A 20,331-nucleotide genomic window follows, 5' to 3' on the forward strand; every position below is an offset into this window, starting at 1 on the left:
AAGACTGCCTCGCATGCCGCGCCCGGTGACCGACCTGCCCAAGGCGCACCTGCACCTGCACTTCACCGGCTCGATGCGCGTGGAGACCGTGCGTGAGCTGGCCGAGAAGCACCACCTCCACCTCCCCGACGCCCTCACGACGGGGTACCCGCCGCAGCTGAGTGCGCGCGACGAGCGCGGGTGGTTCCGGTTCCAACGGTTGTATGACGCGGCCCGCGCCTGTGTGCGCGACGAGGCCGACCTGAGGCGCATCGTCCGGGAGGCCGCGCTGGACGACGCGAGCGAAGGGTCTCGGTGGCTCGAGATCCAGGTGGACCCGACCTCCTACGCGCCCTTCGTCGGTGGCATCACCCCCGCCCTCGAGATTGTGCTCGACGAGGCCGCCGCCGCGTCCCGCGAGGGGTCGACGCAGGTCGCCGTGGTCGTGGCGGCGAGCCGCATCCGCCACCCCCTCGACGCCCGCACCCTCGCCCGGCTGGCGGCCCAGCATGCCGGCGAAGGTGCCGGGACCGTCGTCGGGTTCGGGCTCAGCAACGACGAGCGACGCGGGCAGACCGCCGACTTCGCCCCGGCCTTCGCCATCGCCCGGCGGGCCGGCCTGGCCTTGGTGCCCCACGCCGGTGAGCTGCTCGGCCCCACCGCGGTCGAGTCCACGCTGGAGGCGATCCGGCCGGACCGGATCGGCCACGGCGTGCGCAGCGTGGAGGACCCCCGCGTGCTCGAGCTCGTCGCTGAGTCGGGCGTCGCCCTCGAGGTGTGCCCTCGGAGCAACGTCGCCCTCGGGGTCTACGGCAGCAACGCCGAGGTGCCCCTGCGCACGATCGTCGAGCACGGCATACCGGTGGCACTGGGCGCCGACGACCCGTTGCTGTTCGGGTCCCGGTTGGCCGCCCAGTACCAGCTGGCCCGCGACGCCCTCGGCTTCACGGACGAGGAGCTGGCCACCCTCGCACGGGGCTCGGTGACGGCCTCGCGCGCGCCCGCCGAGGTGCGGGACGCGGTCCTGGCCGACATCGACACCTGGCTGGCGACCCCACCTGACGCGGCCGGACCCGACCCGAGTCTTTGATGGGTCCCCCACGCTCTGGTGGGGTCAACCCATCAAAGACTCGCTGGAGCTCGGGGCTGAGCGTCAGAGCTCGTGGCCGACGAACACCGGCTCGTTCACCAGGGTGACACCGAACGCGTCGTGCACCCCGGCCTGCAGGTGACGAGCCAGCTCGGCGACCTCGGCGGCCGTGGCGGCACCGCGGTTGGTGATCGCCAGGGTGTGCTTGCTCGACAGGGCCGCGCCGCTGCCGGGCAGGGCGAAGCCCTTCTCGAACCCGGCCCTGTCGATCAGCCACGCGGCACTGGTCTTGACGTTGCCGTCAGCGTCGGCGAACCGCGGCGGCGTCGACCCCTCGGCCCCCAGCCGGGTGGCCGCCCGCGACTCCAGCGCGGCGAACCGCCGGGCCGACAGGATCGGGTTGGTGAAGAAGGAGCCGCACGACCACGTGTCGTGGTCGGCCTCGTCGAGCACCATGCCTCGGTTGCGCCGCTGGTGCAGGACCGCCTCGCGGGCAGCGGCCAGCGGCACCCGGTCGCCCACCTCGACCCCGAGCTGGCGGGCCAGGTCGGCATAGCCCACCGGCTGGCTCAGCTCGCTGGGGATGAGCTGGAAGAGCACGTCCAGCACCACGTGGCGCGAGGACGCCTTGAAGATCGAGTGCCGGTAGGTGAAGGCACAGTCGAGCGAGCTGATCGTGCGCACCTGCTGCTGGGCGCGGTCCCACACCCGGACCGACGCGATGGTCTGCGCCACCTCCTGGCCGTAGGCCCCGACGTTCTGCACCGGCGTCGCACCGGTCGAGCCGGGGATGCCGGACAGCGCCTCCACGCCGGACCAGCCCTCGGCGACGGCCCGGGCCACGAACTCGTCCCAGACGACGCCGGCGGCGACGCGGACCATGACCCCGCCGCAGAGGTCGGCCGACTCGACGGTGACCCCGTCGGTCGCCAGGCGCACCACGCTGCCCGCGAACCCGGCATCGGCGATGACCAGGTTGGAGCCGCCGCCGAGGACCAGCAGTGGCTCGTCGGCGTCGTCGACCTCGCGCACGGCGTCGACCACGTCGTCGATCGTCTCGGCCGTGACCAGCCGCGCGGCCGGTCCACCGACGCGCATCGTCGTGAGCGACGCCAGGGCGACGTCGTGCTCGTCATGCATGGGCGCCCCGGTCAGTCGAGCTGGACGACGGCGATGCAGCGCCCGAGCACCTTGGCGCCCTCGCTGGTGGCGGTCAGCTCGACCGTGGCCCGGCGGGTGTCCTCGTCGACGCTCTTGACGACTCCGGAGACCTCGACCTCGCCGCCGCCCTGCGGGACGACCACGGGCTTGGTGAAGCGGGTGCCGAACTCGACGACCCGGCCACCGTCGCCGGCCCACTCCTCGACCACCGAACCGGCCGCACCCAGGGTCCACATGCCGTGGGCGATGACGTCGGGCAGTCCGACGGACTTCGCGAAGTCCTCGTCCTGGTGGATCGGGTTCTGGTCACCGGAGGCGTTCGCGTAGGCGACCAGGGTCTCGCGGGCCACGGCGATGGTGACCGGTCCGATGGTGTCGCCCGCGGCGGTCTGGGCCAGGCTCCGTGCAGCCACGGTCACTCCCCTCCTCGGATGACGATGGTGGAGGTCGAGGTGCACAGCGCCTCGCCCTCCTCGGTGGTGAGCTCGGTGCGGGTGGTGACCATCGCGTGGCCGCCCGCCTCGCGGACGGTGTCGACCGTGAGGGTGCCCAGCACGGAGTCGCCGGCCGTGATCGGGCGGTGGTGGACGAAGCGCTGCTCGCCGTGGACCACCCGGCTGTAGTCGATACCGGCCTCGGGGTCCTGGACGAACACCGCGTCGCACTGCTGCGCGATCGTCACGGCGAAGGTCGGCGGCGCGATCACGTCGCGGTAGCCGGCGGCCTGCGCGGCCTCGGTCGAGGTGTGCACGGGGTCCTGCGAACCCACCGCGGAGGCGAACGCCGCGAGCATCGCCGCGTCCACGGCATACGGGCCACTGGGCGGGTAGCTGCGCCCTGCGAAGTCTGCGTTGACGGCCATGCTCCCCACCCTATGGGGCACCGGCCCGGGCATGACAAAGCCGCCCTGGACCGTGGTCCGGGGCGGCTGTCGGGACGCGTCAGGTCAGCGGGTCTCGCGGTGGACCGTGTGCTTGCCGTCGCGGGGGCAGAACTTCTTCATCTCCAGGCGGTCGGGGTTGTTCCGACGGTTCTTCTTGGTGATGTAGTTGCGCTCCTTGCAATCCACGCACGCCAAGGTGATCTTGGGGCGGACGTCTGCGCTCTTGCTAGCCACGGGGCAACCTGCTCTCGGAACTGACTGGGTGTGAAATCGAGTGGGCCCGCTATACACGGGCAACGACGCATCAGAATACGCGAATCCAGGGTGAATCCTGAAATCGCGGCTGTAGCGGGAGCGGGGCTCGATCCCGCGACCTCACGATTATGAGTCGTGCGCTCTAACCAGCTGAGCTACCCCGCCATGGGGCGTGCGCCTCGCGGCGCCCTTCCCAGAGCCCCCTGTCGGAATCGAACCGACGACCTTTTCCTTACCATGGAAACGCTCTGCCGACTGAGCTAAGGGGGCGGGCACGAACCTCGCGGGCAGGACCCGCGCGGAAGTGCGACGGTGAGACTACACGGTCAGATGCCTCCACCGAAAATCGAGGGTATGCCGCGCGGCCGGGCCCGCGCGACGGCATTCCGCGTCGCCCTCAGATGACCCCGGAGCGGGGCCTTAGCGGAAGGCCTGCTGGCCCGTCATCGCCTGCCCGATCACGAGGGTGTGCATCTCGACGGTGCCCTCGTAGGTGAGCACCGACTCGAGGTTGTTCATGTGCCGGATGATCGGGTACTCGAGGCTGATTCCGTTGGCCCCCAAGATGGTTCGGGACATCCGGCAGATGTCGATCGCCTCACGGATGTTGTTGAGCTTGCCCAGGCTGACCTGCTCCGGCCGCAGTGTCCCGGCGTCCTTGCGACGGCCCAGGTGCAGGGCCAGGAGCTGGCCCTTGACGAGCTCCAGCGCCATGTCGGCGAGCTTCTGCTGGGTCAGCTGGAAGCCGGCCAGCGGGCGGCCGAACTGCTCGCGCTCGATGGAGTAGCGACGGGCGGTGTCGAGGCTGGACCGGGCGGCCCCGAGCGAGCCCCACACGATGCCGTAGCGGGCCTCGGACAGACACGAGAGGGGACCCTTGAGACCCCGGACCTCGGGGAACACCGCGTCGCCCGGGAGCCGGACGCCGTCGAGCACCAGCTCGCTGGTCACCGAGGCCCGCAGCGACAGCTTGTGCTTGATCTCGGGAGCCGAGAACCCCGGGCTGTCGGTGGGGACCACGAAGCCACGGATCCCGCCGTGCTCCTCCCCCGCGTTGGCCCAGACGACCGCGACGTCGGCGATCGAGCCGTTCGTGATCCACATCTTCGCGCCGTCGAGCACCCAGTCGTCGCCGACTCGGCGGGCCCTCGTGCGCATCGACGCGGGGTCGGAGCCGTGGTCGGGCTCGGTCAGGCCGAAGCAGCCGATCGCCTCACCGGTCGCCATCGAGGGCAGCCAGCGCCCCCGGTGCTCCTCGGTGCCCCAGCGGTGGATCGCGAACATCGCCAGCGACCCCTGCACCGAGACCAGGCTCCGCACGCCGGAGTCAGTGGCCTCGAGCTCGAGGCAGGCCAGGCCGTAGTCGACCGCGCTCATCCCGGCGCAGCCGTAGCCCTCCAGGTGCATCCCGAGCAGCCCAAGCGCCCCGAGCTCCTTGGTCAGGCCGCGGATGTCGTCGATCTCGCCCCGCTCGAACCAGTCGGCGACGAACGGCTCCACCCGCTTGTCGAGGAAGGCGCGGACGGTGCCGCGGATCGCCTTCTCCTCGTCGGAGAGCAGGTCGTCGATCCCTGCGAGGTCCATCGGGTCGAGTGGTGACTGCGGGGTCATGCCCGCAGTCTTGCAGCCCGGCTCTCCCCTTCTGTTGGAAGTGGAACTACCGGATATCCGGTAGTTCCACTTCCAACAGGGGGGAGAGCCGGAAGGTCAGTGCCGGTGGTCGACCAGCTCGGAGATGCGGGCGATCGCGTAGGCGTAGCCGCTGGGGCCGCACCCGGTGATGACGCCGTTCGAGACGGCGGACAGGTAGGAGTGGTGCCGGAACTCCTCGCGCTGGTGCACGTTGCTGAGGTGCACCTCGAACACGGGGAAGCTCACCGCCGCGAGCGCGTCGCGCAGCGCGATCGAGGTGTGCGTGTAGGCGCCGGCGTTGATGACCAGGCCCACGGCCGACTTGCGGACCTCGTGGATGGCATCGATGAGGACGCCCTCGTGGTTGCTCTGGCGGAAGTCGATCTCGAGCCCGGCCAGGCCGGCGGCCTTGCGGCACAGGGCCTCGATCTCCGCGAGGGTGTCGGACCCGTAGATCTCGGGCTCGCGCTCGCCGAGCAGGTTGAGGTTCGGTCCGTTGAGGACGACGACGGTCTGCTGGCTCATCGTGGCGTGCTCCTGTGCTGGCAGGGTGCCGCGTGGCCCGCGGCGGTGTGGGGTTGCGGCCACCCTTCCACGCGACCGACCACTTTCAGGGTAGGTCACCGCAGGTCCACATGTCCGGACGACCTCGTCATCGTCCGTTTGGGCGGGTCGGCGGCCATGGGCCGTGCGGTGGGTATGCCGTGGGGCGGGCTAGCCGCTCATCGCCCGCCAGATGACGATGACGGCGACCACGACGACGACGCCGATGGCGACCTGCTTGCCGTAGGACCTGAGCAGGATCGGCAGCACGGTGGAGCCCAGGTCGAGCGCGTCGTCCTGCTCCTTCGGCGGGGTCGGTTGCGGGGCGACCGGGGCCAGCGTGACCGGGGCGGGGACCTCAGCGGCCGGGGTGGGGACCTCGGCAGCCGGCGCGGGGACCTCGGCAGCCGGGGCGGGGACCTCGGGAGCCGGCGTGGGGACCTCGGGCCCTGCGGCAGATGCAGGTTTCGTTCCAATGGGGTGAGATCCCTGCAGCCCGGGGTCTGCAGCATCGTGGGGGTTGGCATCGCCTACCTTGCCCTCGATGCAGGCGATGAACTGGCCGAGCAGCTTGTCGGACACGTCCTGCATGACCCCCCGTCCGAACTGCGCCGGCTTGCCGGTCACGGCCAGGTCGGTCTGCACGTCGGCGCGGGTCGACCCGTTGCCGGCCTCGGCGAGCTGGATCGTCACGGTGGCGCCCGCCGTGCCGTTGCCCCGCTTGTCCTTGCCCTTGGCCTCGATCACGGCCCGGTGGGTGGCGTCGTCCCGCTCGACGAAGGCGCCCGTGCCGGAGTACACCAGCGCAATCGGGCCGAGCTTGACCTTCACCGTGCCGGCGAAACCCTCGTCCGTCAGCTCGGTGACGGTGGCCCCGGGGAAGCAGCCGCCGACCAGGGGCAGGTCCATGAAGGTGGCCCAGGTCTGCTCGACGGTGGCGGGCACGGTGAACGAGTGGCTCAGCTCCACGGGCTCACGCCCCTGCCGCGGCCAGGACGGCCCGTCGGGCGAGGACCGTGGCGAGGTGCCTGCGGTAGTCGCTGTCGCCGTTGAGGTCGGACGGCGGGTTGGTGCCCTCCGCGGCCGCAGCACAGGCCTCCCGCACCGCCTCGTCGGTGGCTGCCTTGCCCACCAGCGCCTGCTCCACGGCGGTGGCCCGCAGCGGGGTGGACCCCATGTTGGTCAGCCCGATCCTCGCCTCGGCGATCGTGCCGCCGTCGACCCGGACCGTCGCGGCGACCGCGACGATCGACCACTGGTGGGAGACCCGGACGAACTTCTCGTAGCGGTGGCCCCAGCCGGTGTGCTTCGGGACGCGGATGGCGGTGAGCAGCTCGCCCTCCCCCACCGCCGTCTCGAACAGGTCCTGGAAGAAGTCGGCTGCCGCGACGGTGCGCTCACCACCGCTGCCGGTGATGACGAACTCCGTCTCGAGCGCGAGCGCCGGAGCCCCCACGTCGCCGGCCGGGTCGGCGTGCACGAGCGCGCCACCGACCGTCCCGCGGTGCCTGATCTGCGGGTCGGCCACCTCGGCGATCGCGTCGGTGAGCAGCCCCGCGTGCTGACGGACGAGGTCGCTCGCCAGCACATCGGCATACGTGGTCATCGCACCGATGACGACGTGGTCGCCGTCCTCGGACACGCCCTTGAGCTCCTCGATCCGGCCGAGGTCGATGACCTTCTCCGGGGCGTTGAGCCGCATCCGGAGGATGGGCAGCAGGCTCTGGCCGCCGGCCAGCACCTTGGCGTCGTCGCCGGCCTCGGCCAGCGCCGCGAGGGCGTCGGCGACCGAGGTGGGGGCGACGTAGTCGAACGATGCGGGGATCACTGGCCTGCTCCGTCCGTCGAGGCGCCGGCATCGTCACCGGGGGTGTCCTGGTTGGGCGCGCCGGCGTCGAAGTGCGGCTGGGCGTCACCGGTGGTGGCCTCGGCCTGGTTCGAGCCGGCCGACTGGATGGCCTTCCAGACCCGCTCGGGGGTGCACGGCATCTGGAGGTCGTTGATGCCCAGCGGTCGCAGGGCGTCGACCAGGGCGTTGACGACGGCTGGCGTGGAGGCGATCGCGCCGGCCTCGCCGACGCCCTTGGTGCCCAAGGTGTTGGTCGTCGACGGTGAGGTGGTGTTCTCGGTGACCAGGCTGATCGTGTCGGCGGCGGTCGGCAGGGTGTAGTCGACGAACGAGCCGGACACGAGGGTGCCCTGGTCGTCGAAGACGGCTTCCTCCCACAGGGCCTGCGCGATGCCCTGGACGACGCCTCCGTGCACCTGCCCCTCGACGATGAGGGGGTTGATGATCTGACCGACGTCGTCGACGGAGACGTACTTGCGCATCGTCACCTGACCGGTCTCGGTGTCGACCTCCATGGCACACAGGTGCGTGCCGTGGGGGAAGGAGAAGTTGTCGGGGTCGAAGGTCGCATCGGCGTCGATGCCGGACTCGACGCCGTCGGGGAGGTTGTGCGAAGTGAACTGCGCCGTGGCGATCTCGGTGATGCCGATCCCGTTGTCCGTGCCCCGCACGGTGAACCGGCCCTGCGAGAACTCCACGTCGTCGATGCTGGCCTCGAGGAGGTGGGCCGCGACGACCTTGGCCTTCTCGACGACCTTGTCGGCGGCTCGCACAACGGCTTCGCCGCCCACGACCAGCGAGCGCGAGCCGTAGGTGTCGAGGCCACGCGGCGAGATCTGGGTGTCGCCGTGGAGGACCTCGATGTCCTCGAAGGGCACACCCAGCCGGTCGGCGGCGATCTGGCTCCAGGCCGTCTCGTGGCCCTGCCCGTGGGGTGAGGTCCCCGTGATCACCTCGACCTTGCCGGTGGCCAGCATCCGGATGGAGGCGTGCTCCCATCCACCGGCGCCGTAGTTGAGGCTGCCCAGGACGCGCGATGGCGCCAGGCCGCACATCTCCGTGAAGGTGGAGACGCCGATCCCCAGCTGGACCGGGTCCTTGCTGGCGCGGCGCTCCTGCTGCTCCCGCCGCAGCCCGTCGTAGTCGAAGAGCTCCTTGGCGCGCGCGGTGGCCGCCTCGTAGTTCCCCGAGTCGTAGGTCATGCCCGCGACGGACGTGAACGGGAACTCCTCGTGCTTGATCCAGTTCTTCTCGCGGATCTCCAACGGGTCGACCCCCACCTCGACCGCGAGCTCGTCCATGAGCCGCTCGACCGCGTAGGTCGCCTCCGGACGGCCCGCACCGCGGTAGGCGTCCACCCAGGTGGTGTTGGTCAGGACGGTCTGGACCGTGAAGCGGTAGGCGCGGAACTTGTAGATGGCGTTGAACATCCAGGCCCCGAGGACGGGAACGCCTCCCCCGACCAGGCCGACGTAGGCGCCGAGGTTGGCGATGAGGTCGACCTTGAGCGCGGTGACGGTGCCGTCCTTGGTCGCGGCCAGGGTCAGCGTCTGGTACTGGTCTCGACCGTGGTGCCCGGAGACGAGCGACTCCGACCGCGTCTCGGTGTACTTCACCGGCTTGCCGACGTGCCGCGCGGCGGCCAGGGTCGCGAACTCCTCAGCGGTCGTCTGCAGCTTGCCGCCGAAGCCACCGCCCACGTCCGGGGCGATGACCCTGACCTTGGACTCCGGCAGGCCGGTCGTGGCGGCGATGAGGAACCGCAGGATGTGGGGGACCTGGGTGGACGTCCACACGGTGATCTGCTCACCTGTGGGGTCGACGACGGTCGAGCGCGGCTCCATGAAGGCCGGGATGAGGCGCTGCTGGCGGTACTCGCGCTCGATCACGATGCCGTCGGCACGAGCCTTGGCGATCTCCTCGTCGACATCGCCGCCGCTGCCCTGCTCACCGGAGTCGAGCCGCCAGAGGGCCGACTTGTTGGTCCCCAGGTCGGGATGGGCCAGGACGGCGTCCTCGACCGCTTCCTTGGCGTCCAGCACGGCCGGCAGCTCGTCGTAGTCGACCTCCACCAGCTCCGCGGCATCGCGCGCCAGCGCGGCGGTCCGGGCCACCACCAGGGCGACGATCTCCCCGGCGCAGGCGACGTGGTCGACGGCGACGGGCAGGTGGGCGGGCGCCTTCTGGTCCGTGGTGATCGGCCAGGCGTTGGCGATCGCGCCCTGGGTGTCCTTGATGTCAGCCCCCGTCAGGACGGCGACCACGCCCGGGGCCTTCTTCGCGGCCGCGGTGTCGATGCCCGTGATCCGGGCGTGGGCGAACGGGCTGCGGACCATGGCCAGGTGCTGCATGCCCGTGAGCTGGATGTTGTCGGTCCACTTGGTCCGGCCGGTGATGAGCCGCTGGTCCTCCTTGCGCTTGCGCGCTGCGCCCACCTCGGTCTTCGGGCGGTCCTCGACGGCGGTCATACCGGCTCACCGCCCAGGGTCGAACCGCTGGTCGTCCCGGCTGACGAACCCGTGGTCGCGCCGGCGCCAGCCGCCTGCTGCACTGCCTTGACGATGTTGTGGTAGCCGGTGCAGCGACACAGGTTGCCCTCGAGCCCGACCCGGATCTGCTCCTCGGACGGGTCCGGTGTGTCGTTGAGGACGTCGATGGCCTGCATGATCATCCCGGGCGTGCAGTAACCGCACTGGAGCGCGTGGCAGTCGTGGAAGGCCTGCTGCATGGGGTGCAGCTCGCCGTCCTTGGCCAGGCCCTCGATCGTGGTCACGTCGTGTCCGTCCGCCTGGACCGCCAGCACGTTGCAGGACTTCACGCTGCGGCCGTCGAGGTGCACGGTGCACGCACCGCAGTTGCTCGTGTCGCACCCGACGACGGTGCCCGTCTTGCCCAGCTGCTCCCTCAGGTAGTGGACGAGGAGCGTTCTCGGCTCCACCTCGTCGGAGTAGTCGACGCCGTCGACCGTGACGCTGATGCGGGTCATTCGATCACCTCTCTGTGACGAACACGAGTGCTTCAGGTACTGGCTGGGCAGGCCCGGCTCCTTCGGATACTTCTCCGTCCGGAGGGCTGGGACAACGGTCAATCCGGGTGGTTTCCGGTGGCCTCCTCGGATCGCGACGTCGCGGCCACCAGACCGGGTGCGTGGTGGTGGATCGGGCCCTCGCGGTGGCCCAGGCGCTCGCCCCGGCCGCCCCACTGGAGGGCGATGATCTCCGCCGCGATGCTCACCGCGGTCTCCTCCGGCGTGCGGGCGCCGAGGTCCAGACCGACCGGGCTCGACAGGCGCGCCAGCTCGACCTCGGTGAGGCCGGCCTCGCGCAGCCGCGCCAGCCGGTCGTCGTGGGTGCGGCGCGAGCCCATCGCCCCGACGTAGGCCACCTCGGGGAGGCGGAGGGCGACCTCGAGGACCGGCACGTCGAACTTGGGGTCGTGGGTCAGCACGCAGATGACGGTGCGCGCGTCGATCCGGCCGGCGTCGCGCTCGGCCTCGAGGTAGCGGTGTGGCCAGGTGACGACGACCTCGTCGGCCGACGGGAAGCGGGAGGTGGTGGCGAAGACGGGCCGGGCGTCGCAGACCGTCACGTGGAAGCCGAGGAAGTGCCCCTGGTGGGCCACCGCAGCGGCGAAGTCGATGGCGCCGAAGACCAGCATCCGCGGCTTGGGCGCGAACGACGAGACGAAGACCCGCATGCCCTCACCGCGGCGCTCGCCGTCCGGGCCGTAGGTCAGCGTCTCGGTGCGTCCGGAGGCCAGCATGCCGCGGGCGTCGTCGGTGACGGCGTCGTCGGCCCGGGGTGAGCCCAGTGACCCGGTCGACGCGCCGGCGCTGCTGTCCTGCTCGGGCCGCACGATGAGCCGGCGCCCGAGCCAGGCCGGGTCGGGGTGCTCGATGACGGTGGCCACGGCGACCGGTCGCCCGGCCTCGATGTCCCGGGCCACTTCGTCGAGCTCCGGGAAGCTCTCCCGGCTCACCCGCTCGACGAACACGTCGAGGATGCCCCCACAGGTGAGGCCGACGGCATACGCGTCGTCGTCACTCACGCCGTAGCGCTGCAGCACCGGTGTCCCGTCGGCGACGACTGACTGGGCGAGCTCGTAGACGGCTCCCTCGACGCAGCCGCCGCTGACCGAGCCGACCGCCTCCCCGCCCGGCCCCACGAGCATCGCTGCCCCGGCCGGTCGCGGCGCCGACCGCCAGGTGCCCACGACCGTCCCGACGCCGACGGTCGCACCCGCCCGCCACCAGCGGAGCAGCTCGGGAAGCACCTCACGCACGGCCGACCACCTCCACCAGCTCCTCGAAGGCGGCCATCGAGTGGCCTGCCACGAAGTCGTCAACGTGCGGCAGCGCAGCCACGATCCCCTGCTGCACCGGTTGGTAGCCGGGCTTGCCACGGTGCGGGTTCACCCAGACGACCCGGTGCGCCAGTGCCTGCAGACGACGCATCTGCTCGCCCAGCGCCTCGGGCTCGTCGCGCTCCCAGCCGTCACTGAAGAGGACGACGACCGCACCTCGCGCCATCCCGCGCCGACCCCACCTGTCGAGGAAGGCGCGCACCCCCTCGGCCAGCCGGGTGCCGCCCGACCAGTCGGGGACGCTCGCCCCGCAGGCGACGAGGGCCCGCTCCGGATCGCGCTGTCGCAGGGGCCGGGTCACGTGGGTCAGCCGGGTGCCGAGCGTGAAGACCTCGACCGGCAGGCCGGTGGCCACGTAGGCGTGGGCCAGTCGCAGCAGGGCGTCGGCATATGCGCTCATCGACCCCGAGACGTCGACCAGCAGGACCACTCGGCGGGCCCGAGTCCCCCTGTGGCGCCAGGCGATCGGGCCCGGTTCGCCCATCCTGCGCAGCTGCTCCCTCAGGGTCTTCCGGGCGTCGACCGCTCCGCGGCGGGCCGGGGTCTGTCGGTGCGCCGGCCGGCGTGGCGCGCGTGGCCGCAGGGCTCCGAACATCGCGGCGAGCCTGGCCCGCTCGGCGCTGCTGAGCGAGGCGACGTCGCGGTGCCGGAGCACCTCGGCCGCACTCGCCTGGGCGCGGACCACGTCCTCGGGCGACTGCGGGTCCTCGGTCGAACCCCGCCCGAGGTCGAGCGGGGCCTGCGCCACGGTGTGGGTCGAGTCGCGGCGCCGCCGGGTGCCGGCGCGCTCGAGGCCGAACCACGCGGCATACACCTGGTCGTGCCGCTCGAGGTCGGCGGGCGAGGCGCACAACGTCGCCCGGCCGGCCCAGAAGGCTGCCGACTGGTCGTCGGCGCCCACGGCCTCGACCGCCTCGAGGTAGGTGCGCTCACGGTCGGCGGTGACGTTGACCCCGGCGGCCCGCAGGGCGCGCGCGAACCCGAGGAGGATCTCGTCCGCGGCGTGCGCCGGCGCGATGGTCATCGGGCCAGGATCCGGTCGAGGGCGGCCCTGACCCGCTCCGCGTCCTCGCGGTACTTCACGGCGACGCCCAGGCTGGCGGCTGCCGTGTCGAGGTCGAGGTCCGAGGCACCGAGCTCGTCGAGGGCGCGGGCCCAGTCGAGCGTCTCCGCGACCCCCGGCGGCTTGATCAGGTCGTGCTCGTTGCGCAGTCGCTGCACCGTCGAGACGACTTGTGCCGCAAGGGATTCTGAGACGTGCGGCGCCCGCGACCGGACGATCTGCAGCTCGCGTTCGAGGCTGGGGTGGTCGATCCAGTGGTAGAGACATCGACGCTTGAGCGCGTCGTGGAGCTCGCGGGTGCGGTTGGAGGTCAGCACGACGATCGGTGGCGTCGCCGCCGTGACGGTGCCCAGCTCGGGGATGGTCACCTGCCACGTCGAGAGCACCTCGAGCAGGAACGCCTCGAACTCGTCGTCGGCCCGGTCGATCTCGTCGACGAGCAGCACGACCGGCGACTCGCGCAGCGCCCGCAGCACGGGACGGGCGAGCAGGAAGCGCTGGTCGAACAGCTGGTCCTCCACGGCAGCAAGGTCCTGGCCGTCGGACGCCACTGCCTCGACGGCGCGCAGGTGCAGGATCTGCCGGGGGAAGTCCCAGTCGTAGAGGGCCTGCGTCGCGTCGATGCCCTCGTAGCACTGGAGCCGGATGAGGGGCAGGTCGAGGGCCGCCGCGATGGCCTCGGCGAGCGCGGTCTTGCCGGTGCCGGGCTCCCCCTCGAGCAGCAGCGGCCGCTCCAGCCGGAGCGCGAGCCAGGCAACCGTCGCGAGGGCGTCGTCGGCGAGGTAACCCGTGTCGGCAAGCCCCTGCGTCAGTGCCCCCGCGGACGAGAACGCCTCGCGTGGCTCCATGTCCACAGCATCACTCATCGCGACGCCTAATTGAAGGGGCAAGATCTCACTCCGGCGTCGGACGGCCGACGCAGGTCGATCCGGGGCGTCGAGGTCGCGGATGGTCGCGCTCGGGCGCGGCAGAGGGTGATCGGTGCCTTCAGGGGCGCAGATCGACCCCGCTGTCAGTCAGAGGTCGTCGGGGCTGTCGACGTCGCGTCCGGTGGCGAGGTCACCGCACTCGACGAGCGCGTGGTCGTGGGTGGCGAGGTAGTCGCGAGCGCCCCTGTCCCCGGCCGCGACGTCGAGGACGCCCTGCCAGTGGTCGCGTCCCATGACGACCGGGTGCCCCGGGACGCCGTGGTATGCCGCGCGCGCCAGCGCCGCGGCTCCGGCACCGACCGCGGCGGTCACCCGCTCCACGACGGCGGCGCCGACGTCGGGCAGGTCGACGAGCAGGATGCACACGACCGCTGCGTCCGTCGACTGGAGCGCGGCAACGCCGGCGCGCAGTGAAGCGCTCTGTCCCCGGGCCCAGTCCGGGGCCTCGACCACGAGGTCGGCCCCGGCCGCCGTCGCCAGCTCGGTGGCCCGTGCCGCCTCGGCGCCCACCACGACGACCACCGGCGAGCACCTGCCGGCCCGCAGCACGCGCACGCCCCGCTCGACGAACGAGCCACCGGCGGGGTCGTCGACCAGCGCCTTCGGGGTGCCCATGCGGCGACCTCCCCCGGCAGCGAGGAGCAGCCCGGCTGGTTTCACCGGGCCACCTTCCCACGGGCGGGCCCGGTCAGACCGGCGGCTCGGTCAGACCGGCGGCTCGGCCTGGCGCGGGTCCTCGACGTAGCGGTGCCCGGTGGAGAGCGCCACGGAGACGGCCTCGAGCCAGCGCGGTGGCTGCTCGCCGATCCCCCGCGCGGCCAGGCCTGCCGCCAGGTCGGCCCGGAGGTCGGCGGGGTCACGGCCCTCCGCGTCGCGGCCGAGCCCGTCGATGACCTCCTGGATGACGGTCTGGACGACCCGGTGGCGGTCGACGTCACCTTCGTCCATCGACGCCAGGTCACGGTCGTGCTCACTCATGGTTCCTCCTGCGGTCGGGTATCCGTCGACCCTCCCGTACCCGCCCGGCGGGAAGCCATGCGTCCGGGTGGTCAGCTCCTGCGGGCCAGCCCGGCCTCGATGGCCGCGATGATCCTCGGCCGCAGCTCGTGCGGGTCGATGACGGCGTCGACCGAGCCGACACTGACCGCCCGGTGGATGCTGTGCACCGCGTCGAACTCCGACGCGACCTCACCGAGCTTCTCGCTGCGCACCGCGGTGCGCAGGTCGGCCAGCTCGGTCGCGATGAGCGCCCGCTCGGCGCCGGTGGCCTCGCCCAGGCGGGACTCGGCCTCCGTGACCCGGGGGTCGGCCGCGGTACGGGCATCGACGTCGCGGGAGAACACGACCGCGGCGGCCGGGGCGCCACCGATCACTGAGGCGAACGACCCCTCGACGGCGAGCACGGTCATCTCGGGGTTGAGGGCCTTGGAGAACACCACGAACGCGCCACCGTGGTAGCGGCTGACGACGCAGAAGACGATCGGGCCCTCGAAGTTGACGATGGCCCGGCCGATCTCGGCGCCGTACTCGAGCTGCAGGTTGCGCATCGACTCGGGAGACCCGTCGAAGCCGGACAGGTTGGCCAGCACGACGAGGGGACGGTTGCCACTGGCGGCGTTGATCGCGCGGGCGGCCTTCTTCGACGACCGCGGGAAGAGCGTGCCGGCCGTGTAGGTGTCCGGGCCGTCGGTGGGCGGGAACCCGCGCCGCGCGACGGTCTTCGACTCGATCCCGAGGAGGCAGACCGGGATGCCGCCGAGGTGGGCGTCCTGGACCACTGCGGTCTCGGCGTCGGCCATGCCGGCCCAGCGCTCGAGGGTGGGGTGGTCCTGGTCGGCGACCGCAGCCATCAGGATCCGGATGTCGAACGCCTTCTTGCGGTCGGGGTTCGTGGCCGGCGAGAAGATGTCGCCCACCGTGGTGAACCCCGAGTCCGGGATGACGTGCGGGTATGCCGTGACGTCCCGGTCCGCGGGGTCCGTGGTCTTCGCGCGGCGCGGGCCGGGCTCACCCGGGTGGACGTAGGTGTGGTCGTAGTGCGCCATCAGCACGTCACGCGCCCCGGCGAGGTCCGGCGCCCAGTACTGCGCCTGGCCGTTCGGGCCCATCACGCGGTCGTAGCCGCCGATCCCGAAGTTGTCCTCGGCGGAGACGCCACCGGAGAAGTCCAGCGACTGCTTGCCGGTCAGCACCATCGCGCTGTCCGGGGTCATCACGAGGATGCCCTTGGTGTGCATCAGCATCGTCGCCTCGGCGTTCCAGTAGGGCTGGGCGCCGACGTTGATCCCCGCGACCACGATGTTGATCTCGCCGCCGGACTGGGTGAACTCGATGATCCGCTTGAGGGCCTTCGCGACCCAGTCCATGTTCTCGGTGCCCGAGTCCATCGAGATCCGGGCGCCGGCGGACAGCGCGAACCACTCGACCGGCACCTGCAGCTGCTCGGCCAGGTCGAGGGCGGCGATGACCCGGGTGCACTCGGCCTCGGACACGGCGCCGAGGGCCTTGAGCGGGTCGCCGCACAGCAGCACCCTGGTCATGCCTTCGGGGTAGCGCTCGGTGGGCGTCGTGATGAGCCCGGCGATGATCCCGGCCTTGTTGAGGCCGTATGGACGGTCGACGGGGGCGAGCGCGCCGGTGTCGTCGAGGTCGTACTCGGTGGCCGTCCCACCGGGACCGGCGATCATGGCCTGCAGCTCGTAGGGGTAGACGACGCCCCGACGCCGCGCCCGGACCACCTTCTGCGCGTAGTCGTCGAGCGGCTGCAGCCGCGTGGTCGGGGGCTCCTGCACCGAGGTGACGACACCGGAGCCGGGCTGGAAGTGGAACCGGGCGGCCAGTGGCGCGATGGCGCCTCCGGGCGCCGCGATCCGGCCCTGCACCAGGACCTCCTCGATGCCCGCACCCGCGGTGAGCGGGGCGATCTTGGCCTGGAGGGCCGTCAGCTGGTCGAGGTCGGCCTCGATCGGGGGCCAGATGTGCACCCAGACGTGGTTCATGTCGAGCTTGGCGCCCGCTGCTCCTCGCGCGGCGCGGGCGCGGCGGATGGCCTCGAGGCAGTTGGCGATGGCGCGCTCCGCGTGGGGCAGGGCGGTGACCCGACCCTGGTCGTCGCGAACGACGACGAGCTGGCGCACCTGGGCCAGCGCCACGAGGCGCTGGTCGGCCTCGTTGCCGGGGGCGGTGCAGAGGTAGAGCAGCACGTCCTCGGGGGCGTCGAGGCGGGTGACGTCGAAGTCGCGCAGCCGCCAGAGGTTCAGCCGCCGCCCGACCATGGGGTGCACGCCGCGGACGAGGCGGTCCTCGACCATTCCTCCGGACCCGTCGGGACGGAAGGTGAAGTAGGCGACCGGGCGACCCGCGCCGGGGCAGACGGCGATCGCGACCCGGCGCAGGCCGTGCGCGAACGGCATGGCGGCGAGGAGCTCGCCCAGCCGCGCCGAGGCGTCCTCGGGTGACGCGGGCTCGTCCGGCCAGGACAGGTAGAGGTCGACGACGCCCTCCGAGCCCGCGGCCGTCTCGTCGAGCTGGGCCGCCACGGCCTGCTCGAGCTCACCGCCGGGGACGAGCTCGTCGACCCGGCCGACACTCGTGACCAGGTGGGTGCCGCGGCCGTCGAGCGTGTAGTCAGCCACCGCGAAGGGACGGCCGTCGACCGCGAGCTCGCGCAGGCCGGTGAGGTCGTGCTCGCGGTAGTGCCGCTTGATCAGGACCGCGAGCATCGGCTCGCGCTGCGGGACACCGCCTTCGAGGCGCTCGGCCAGGAACTGCACGATCTGCTCCGGGATGGCGGCCAGCGCGTCGATGCGGCGGGCGCGGTCCTCGCCACCCGGCATACCCTCCAGCGCGGTGAGCTCGTCGCTCACGCCACCGAGGACGCTCGCCCGGTCGGCGTCGACCAGCGGCTGGTCGAACCACCGGAACCGCACGCTCCGCGCGAGGTCGCCCACGACGGGGAAGCGCAGCTGGGTCGCGACCACGAGGCGGTCGAGCACCTCGCGGGCGGCCGCGTCCAGCGGCGGCTCGGGGCACGGCTCGACCATCCAGCGCTGCAGCAGCGAGGTGGCCAGGGCGACGTCGGGGGCCGAGCGCTGCTGCGACAGGAAGACCCGGAAGACCGCCTGCTCGAGCTCGGGGGTGCGGTCGAGGCTGTCGAGGCCGTAGTGGCGCAGGACGTTGGCGAGCTTGCTCCGGAACTGCTCCGGCAGCGCGCCACGGTCGGGGTCGAGGCTCTGGAGGTAGGTGTGGAAGTGCTCGCGCGGGCTGTGCACCCGGTGCTCGACGTGCGCCTCCTCCCCTGCCGGCCGGTTGCGGCTGAGCTCGGCGAAGTCGGCGAACACCTCGAGGACGTCCACCTCGTCGCGGATCTGCGAGGCGCCCTGCGCGGTCAGCTCGTCGCGGGCGGACAGGTAGCTGGTCAGGGTGGCGCCCTCGTCGCGCTGGTCGAGGTCATAGCCGAGGAGCATGGCCGCGAGCGCGTCGCGGGCGTGGTCGGCGGTGGCGGCGGCGCCGTCACCGGACCTGGCGCCCTCGGGGAGGTCGAGGTCGATCGGCTCGTCGTCGACACCCTCGGCTGCCGCCTCGTCACCGTCACCGACGGGCTCCAGCCGCACCAGGGGGGTGCCGGTCTCGACCTGGCTGCCCGCGGAGACCAGCAGCTCCTTCACGCGACCGGCGAAGGGCGCGGGCAGGACGGTCTCCATCTTCATCGACTCGAGCACGAGGACCGGCGCACCTGCGGCGACCTCGGCGCCGACCGCGACGGGGGTCGCGACGACGAGCGCCGGTGCGGGAGAACGCAGCACGCCGCCCTCGTCACGGCTCACGCGGTGGGTCACCCCGTCGACCTCGACGAGCTGGATCGGGCCGTGGGTGGCCGTGATGAGGCGGTGCGTGCGGCCGGCGATGGTGATCCGGCTGGTGTACTCGTCGAGGCGGTCGAGGTCGGCGTCGACGGTCTGCTCGGTCGCCCCGGCAGCGATCGCCACCCGGAACCGGTGCGGCCCGATCCGCCACACCGTGACCTTGTATGCCGTGCCGCGGAGCTTGAGGTCGATGGCGCGACCGGTGCGGTGCTGCACCTGGGGTCGGCCGCCTCGGGAGGTCTCGAGCAGGCGGGTGCGCTCGAGGGCCTCCTCGTCCTCGTAGCCCTCGATGCCAGCGGCGACCAGCGCGATGCCGGAGTGCCGGTGGGACACCAGTCGGCCCTCGGCGCGGACCCGGTCGATCCAGCCGGTGTCGGCGCTGCCGTCGATGACCTCGGGCTGGTCGAGCAGGTCGAGGATGAAGCTCTTGTTCGTGGCACCGCCCTCGATGACCACTGTCGTCTCGCCCATCGCACGGCGCAGGCGGGCCAGCGCCTCGTCCCGGTCCCGCCCGACGGCGATGATCTTGGCGATCATCGAGTCGAAGTCGGCAGGGATCGAGTCGCCCTCGCCCACGCCGGTGTCGACCCGGATCCCGGGACCCGACGGCAGGTTGAGGAGGGTGATCCGTCCGGGCGACGGCGCGAAGTCGCGGTCGGGGTCCTCGGCGTTCAGCCGGGCCTCGACGGCGTGCCCCTCCTCCGTGGGGCGCTCCCCCTCCAGGCGACCGCCCCCGGCCACGTGGATCTGCAGCTTGACCAGGTCGGTGTCGGTGGTGACCTCGGTGATCGGGTGCTCGACCTGGAGGCGGGTGTTGACCTCGAGGAAGGCGAAGAACTTCTCGCCCGGGTGGTAGAGGAACTCGACGGTGCCGGCACCGGCATACCCGACCGCGACGGCGAGCCGCTCGGCACTGGCCTTGACCTCGGCCACCTGCTCCGGCGCGAGGACCGGCGAGGCGGACTCCTCGATGACCTTCTGGTTGCGGCGCTGGACGGAGCAGTCGCGCACGCCGATGGCCCACGCCGTGCCCTGTCCGTCGGCGATGACCTGCACCTCGACGTGGCGGGCGCCGGTCACCAGCCGCTCGAGGAAGACCACACCGGAGCCGAAGGCGCGCTGCGCCTCGTCCCGGGTGCGCTCGTAGGCGTCGGTGAGGTCGGCGTCGCTGGCGACCATGCGGATGCCGCGGCCACCACCACCGGCGGTCGCCTTGAGCATCAGGGGGTAGCCGATCCGTGCTGCCGCGGTCTTGGCGTCCTCAAGGGTGTCGACGCCACCGCCGCTCCACGGGGCCACCGGGACCCCGACCTCCTCGGCGATGATCTTCGACCCGATCTTGTCGCCCAGCTTGCGCATCGCCTCCGGGCTCGGGCCGATGAAGGTGACGCCGATCCGGCCGCAGACCTCGGCGAAGCTCGGGTCCTCGGCGACGAAGCCCCAGCCGACCCAGGCGGCGTCGGCGCCGGTCTCGCGCAGGGCCTTCTCGAGCACGGCGTAGTCGAGGTAGGGACGGTTCGCGGCCGGACCGAGGTTGTAGGCGTGGTCGGCCTCGCGGACGAACATGGCCCGCTTCTCGCCCTCGGTGTGCAGCGCGATGGTCTCGATGCGGTGCCCGTCGACCCCCGCCTGCGCATTGAGGTCGCGCACCGCGTGAATGAGCCGCATGGCGGCCTCGCCGCGGTTGACGATGGCGATGCGCGAGAACATCGGGTGGGCC

At 72.0% G+C, this 20,331-nt stretch carries 17 protein-coding genes and 2 tRNA genes; 1 reads left to right on the top strand and 18 read right to left on the bottom strand.

The genetic code is table 11. From position 1 onward, the window contains the following. Positions 1 to 13 precede the first annotated feature (13 nt). Positions 14 to 1,069, top strand: a complete 1,056-nt coding sequence (locus ASG91_RS18055) for an adenosine deaminase (protein ID WP_056924028.1) — start codon at positions 14 to 16, stop codon at positions 1,067 to 1,069. A 63-nt stretch (positions 1,070 to 1,132) separates the two neighbouring features. On the opposite strand, the gene ASG91_RS18060 is transcribed toward ASG91_RS18055, so the two are convergent. The 18 genes from ASG91_RS18060 to ASG91_RS18145 form a co-directional block, all read right to left on the bottom strand. Then, the gene (locus tag ASG91_RS18060) at positions 1,133 to 2,209 is read right to left on the bottom strand and encodes a UDP-N-acetylmuramate dehydrogenase (protein ID WP_056924029.1); all 1,077 of its coding nucleotides are present in this window, start codon (positions 2,207 to 2,209) and stop codon (positions 1,133 to 1,135) included. Positions 2,210 to 2,220: 11 nt separating this feature from the next. Further along, positions 2,221 to 2,643, bottom strand: a complete 423-nt coding sequence (locus ASG91_RS18065; RefSeq protein ID WP_056924260.1) for a MaoC family dehydratase — start codon at positions 2,641 to 2,643, stop codon at positions 2,221 to 2,223. A 2-nt stretch (positions 2,644 to 2,645) separates the two neighbouring features. Beyond that, positions 2,646 to 3,092, bottom strand: coding sequence for a MaoC family dehydratase N-terminal domain-containing protein (locus ASG91_RS18070; protein ID WP_056924030.1), 447 nt, complete (start codon positions 3,090 to 3,092; stop codon positions 2,646 to 2,648). Positions 3,093 to 3,176: 84 nt separating this feature from the next. Beyond that, on the bottom strand, positions 3,177 to 3,347 hold the full coding sequence (gene rpmG / locus ASG91_RS18075) for a 50S ribosomal protein L33 (protein ID WP_056882210.1): 171 nt from the start codon (positions 3,345 to 3,347) through the stop codon (positions 3,177 to 3,179). Between the two features lie 112 nt (positions 3,348 to 3,459). Next, positions 3,460 to 3,533: transfer RNA gene (locus tag ASG91_RS18080), tRNA-Met, on the bottom strand. A 32-nt stretch (positions 3,534 to 3,565) separates the two neighbouring features. After that, a tRNA-Thr gene (locus ASG91_RS18085) sits at positions 3,566 to 3,638 on the bottom strand. Positions 3,639 to 3,788: 150 nt separating this feature from the next. Beyond that, positions 3,789 to 4,979 (bottom strand): acyl-CoA dehydrogenase family protein, encoded by a 1,191-nt coding sequence (locus ASG91_RS18090; protein ID WP_056924031.1) that lies wholly within the window; start codon positions 4,977 to 4,979, stop codon positions 3,789 to 3,791. A 96-nt stretch (positions 4,980 to 5,075) separates the two neighbouring features. Then, the gene (gene aroQ / locus ASG91_RS18095) at positions 5,076 to 5,525 is read right to left on the bottom strand and encodes a type II 3-dehydroquinate dehydratase (protein ID WP_056924032.1); all 450 of its coding nucleotides are present in this window, start codon (positions 5,523 to 5,525) and stop codon (positions 5,076 to 5,078) included. Between the two features lie 189 nt (positions 5,526 to 5,714). Then, the gene (locus tag ASG91_RS18100; protein ID WP_056924033.1) at positions 5,715 to 6,512 is read right to left on the bottom strand and encodes an SRPBCC family protein; all 798 of its coding nucleotides are present in this window, start codon (positions 6,510 to 6,512) and stop codon (positions 5,715 to 5,717) included. A gap of 4 nt (positions 6,513 to 6,516) precedes the next feature. Beyond that, positions 6,517 to 7,371, bottom strand: coding sequence for a xanthine dehydrogenase family protein subunit M (locus ASG91_RS18105; protein ID WP_056924034.1), 855 nt, complete (start codon positions 7,369 to 7,371; stop codon positions 6,517 to 6,519). Next, a complete protein-coding gene (locus tag ASG91_RS18110) occupies positions 7,368 to 9,860 on the bottom strand; it encodes a xanthine dehydrogenase family protein molybdopterin-binding subunit (protein ID WP_056924035.1) in 2,493 nt (830 codons plus the stop codon). The genes ASG91_RS18105 and ASG91_RS18110 overlap by 4 nt, the downstream gene beginning before the upstream one ends. After that, positions 9,857 to 10,378 carry a (2Fe-2S)-binding protein gene (locus ASG91_RS18115; RefSeq protein ID WP_056924036.1) on the bottom strand — a complete coding sequence of 174 codons (522 nt, stop codon included), beginning with the start codon at positions 10,376 to 10,378 and terminating at the stop codon, positions 9,857 to 9,859. The genes ASG91_RS18110 and ASG91_RS18115 overlap by 4 nt, the downstream gene beginning before the upstream one ends. Before the next feature lie 98 nt (positions 10,379 to 10,476). Beyond that, positions 10,477 to 11,673: an XdhC/CoxI family protein gene (locus ASG91_RS18120; RefSeq protein WP_056924037.1), complete on the bottom strand. Its 1,197-nt coding sequence runs from the start codon at positions 11,671 to 11,673 to the stop codon at positions 10,477 to 10,479. Further along, positions 11,666 to 12,778 (bottom strand): VWA domain-containing protein, encoded by a 1,113-nt coding sequence (locus ASG91_RS18125; protein WP_056924038.1) that lies wholly within the window; start codon positions 12,776 to 12,778, stop codon positions 11,666 to 11,668. The genes ASG91_RS18120 and ASG91_RS18125 overlap by 8 nt, the downstream gene beginning before the upstream one ends. After that, entirely contained in the window at positions 12,775 to 13,665 is an 891-nt protein-coding gene (locus ASG91_RS18130; protein WP_056924261.1) for a MoxR family ATPase, read from the bottom strand. Before ASG91_RS18130 ends, ASG91_RS18125 begins: the two co-directional genes overlap by 4 nt. Positions 13,666 to 13,833: 168 nt before the next feature. After that, positions 13,834 to 14,406, bottom strand: a complete 573-nt coding sequence (locus ASG91_RS18135) for an NTP transferase domain-containing protein (RefSeq protein ID WP_235543970.1) — start codon at positions 14,404 to 14,406, stop codon at positions 13,834 to 13,836. A gap of 45 nt (positions 14,407 to 14,451) precedes the next feature. Further along, complete coding sequence (locus ASG91_RS18140; protein WP_056924040.1) at positions 14,452 to 14,724, bottom strand: hypothetical protein; 273 nt, start codon at positions 14,722 to 14,724, stop codon at positions 14,452 to 14,454. A gap of 71 nt (positions 14,725 to 14,795) precedes the next feature. Next, positions 14,796 to 20,321 carry a carboxyl transferase domain-containing protein gene (locus tag ASG91_RS18145; RefSeq protein ID WP_056924041.1) on the bottom strand — a complete coding sequence of 1,842 codons (5,526 nt, stop codon included), beginning with the start codon at positions 20,319 to 20,321 and terminating at the stop codon, positions 14,796 to 14,798. Positions 20,322 to 20,331 lie beyond the last annotated feature (10 nt).

Source organism: Phycicoccus sp. Soil802 (assembly GCF_001429605.1).
Lineage (GTDB): Bacteria > Actinomycetota > Actinomycetes > Actinomycetales > Dermatophilaceae > Pedococcus.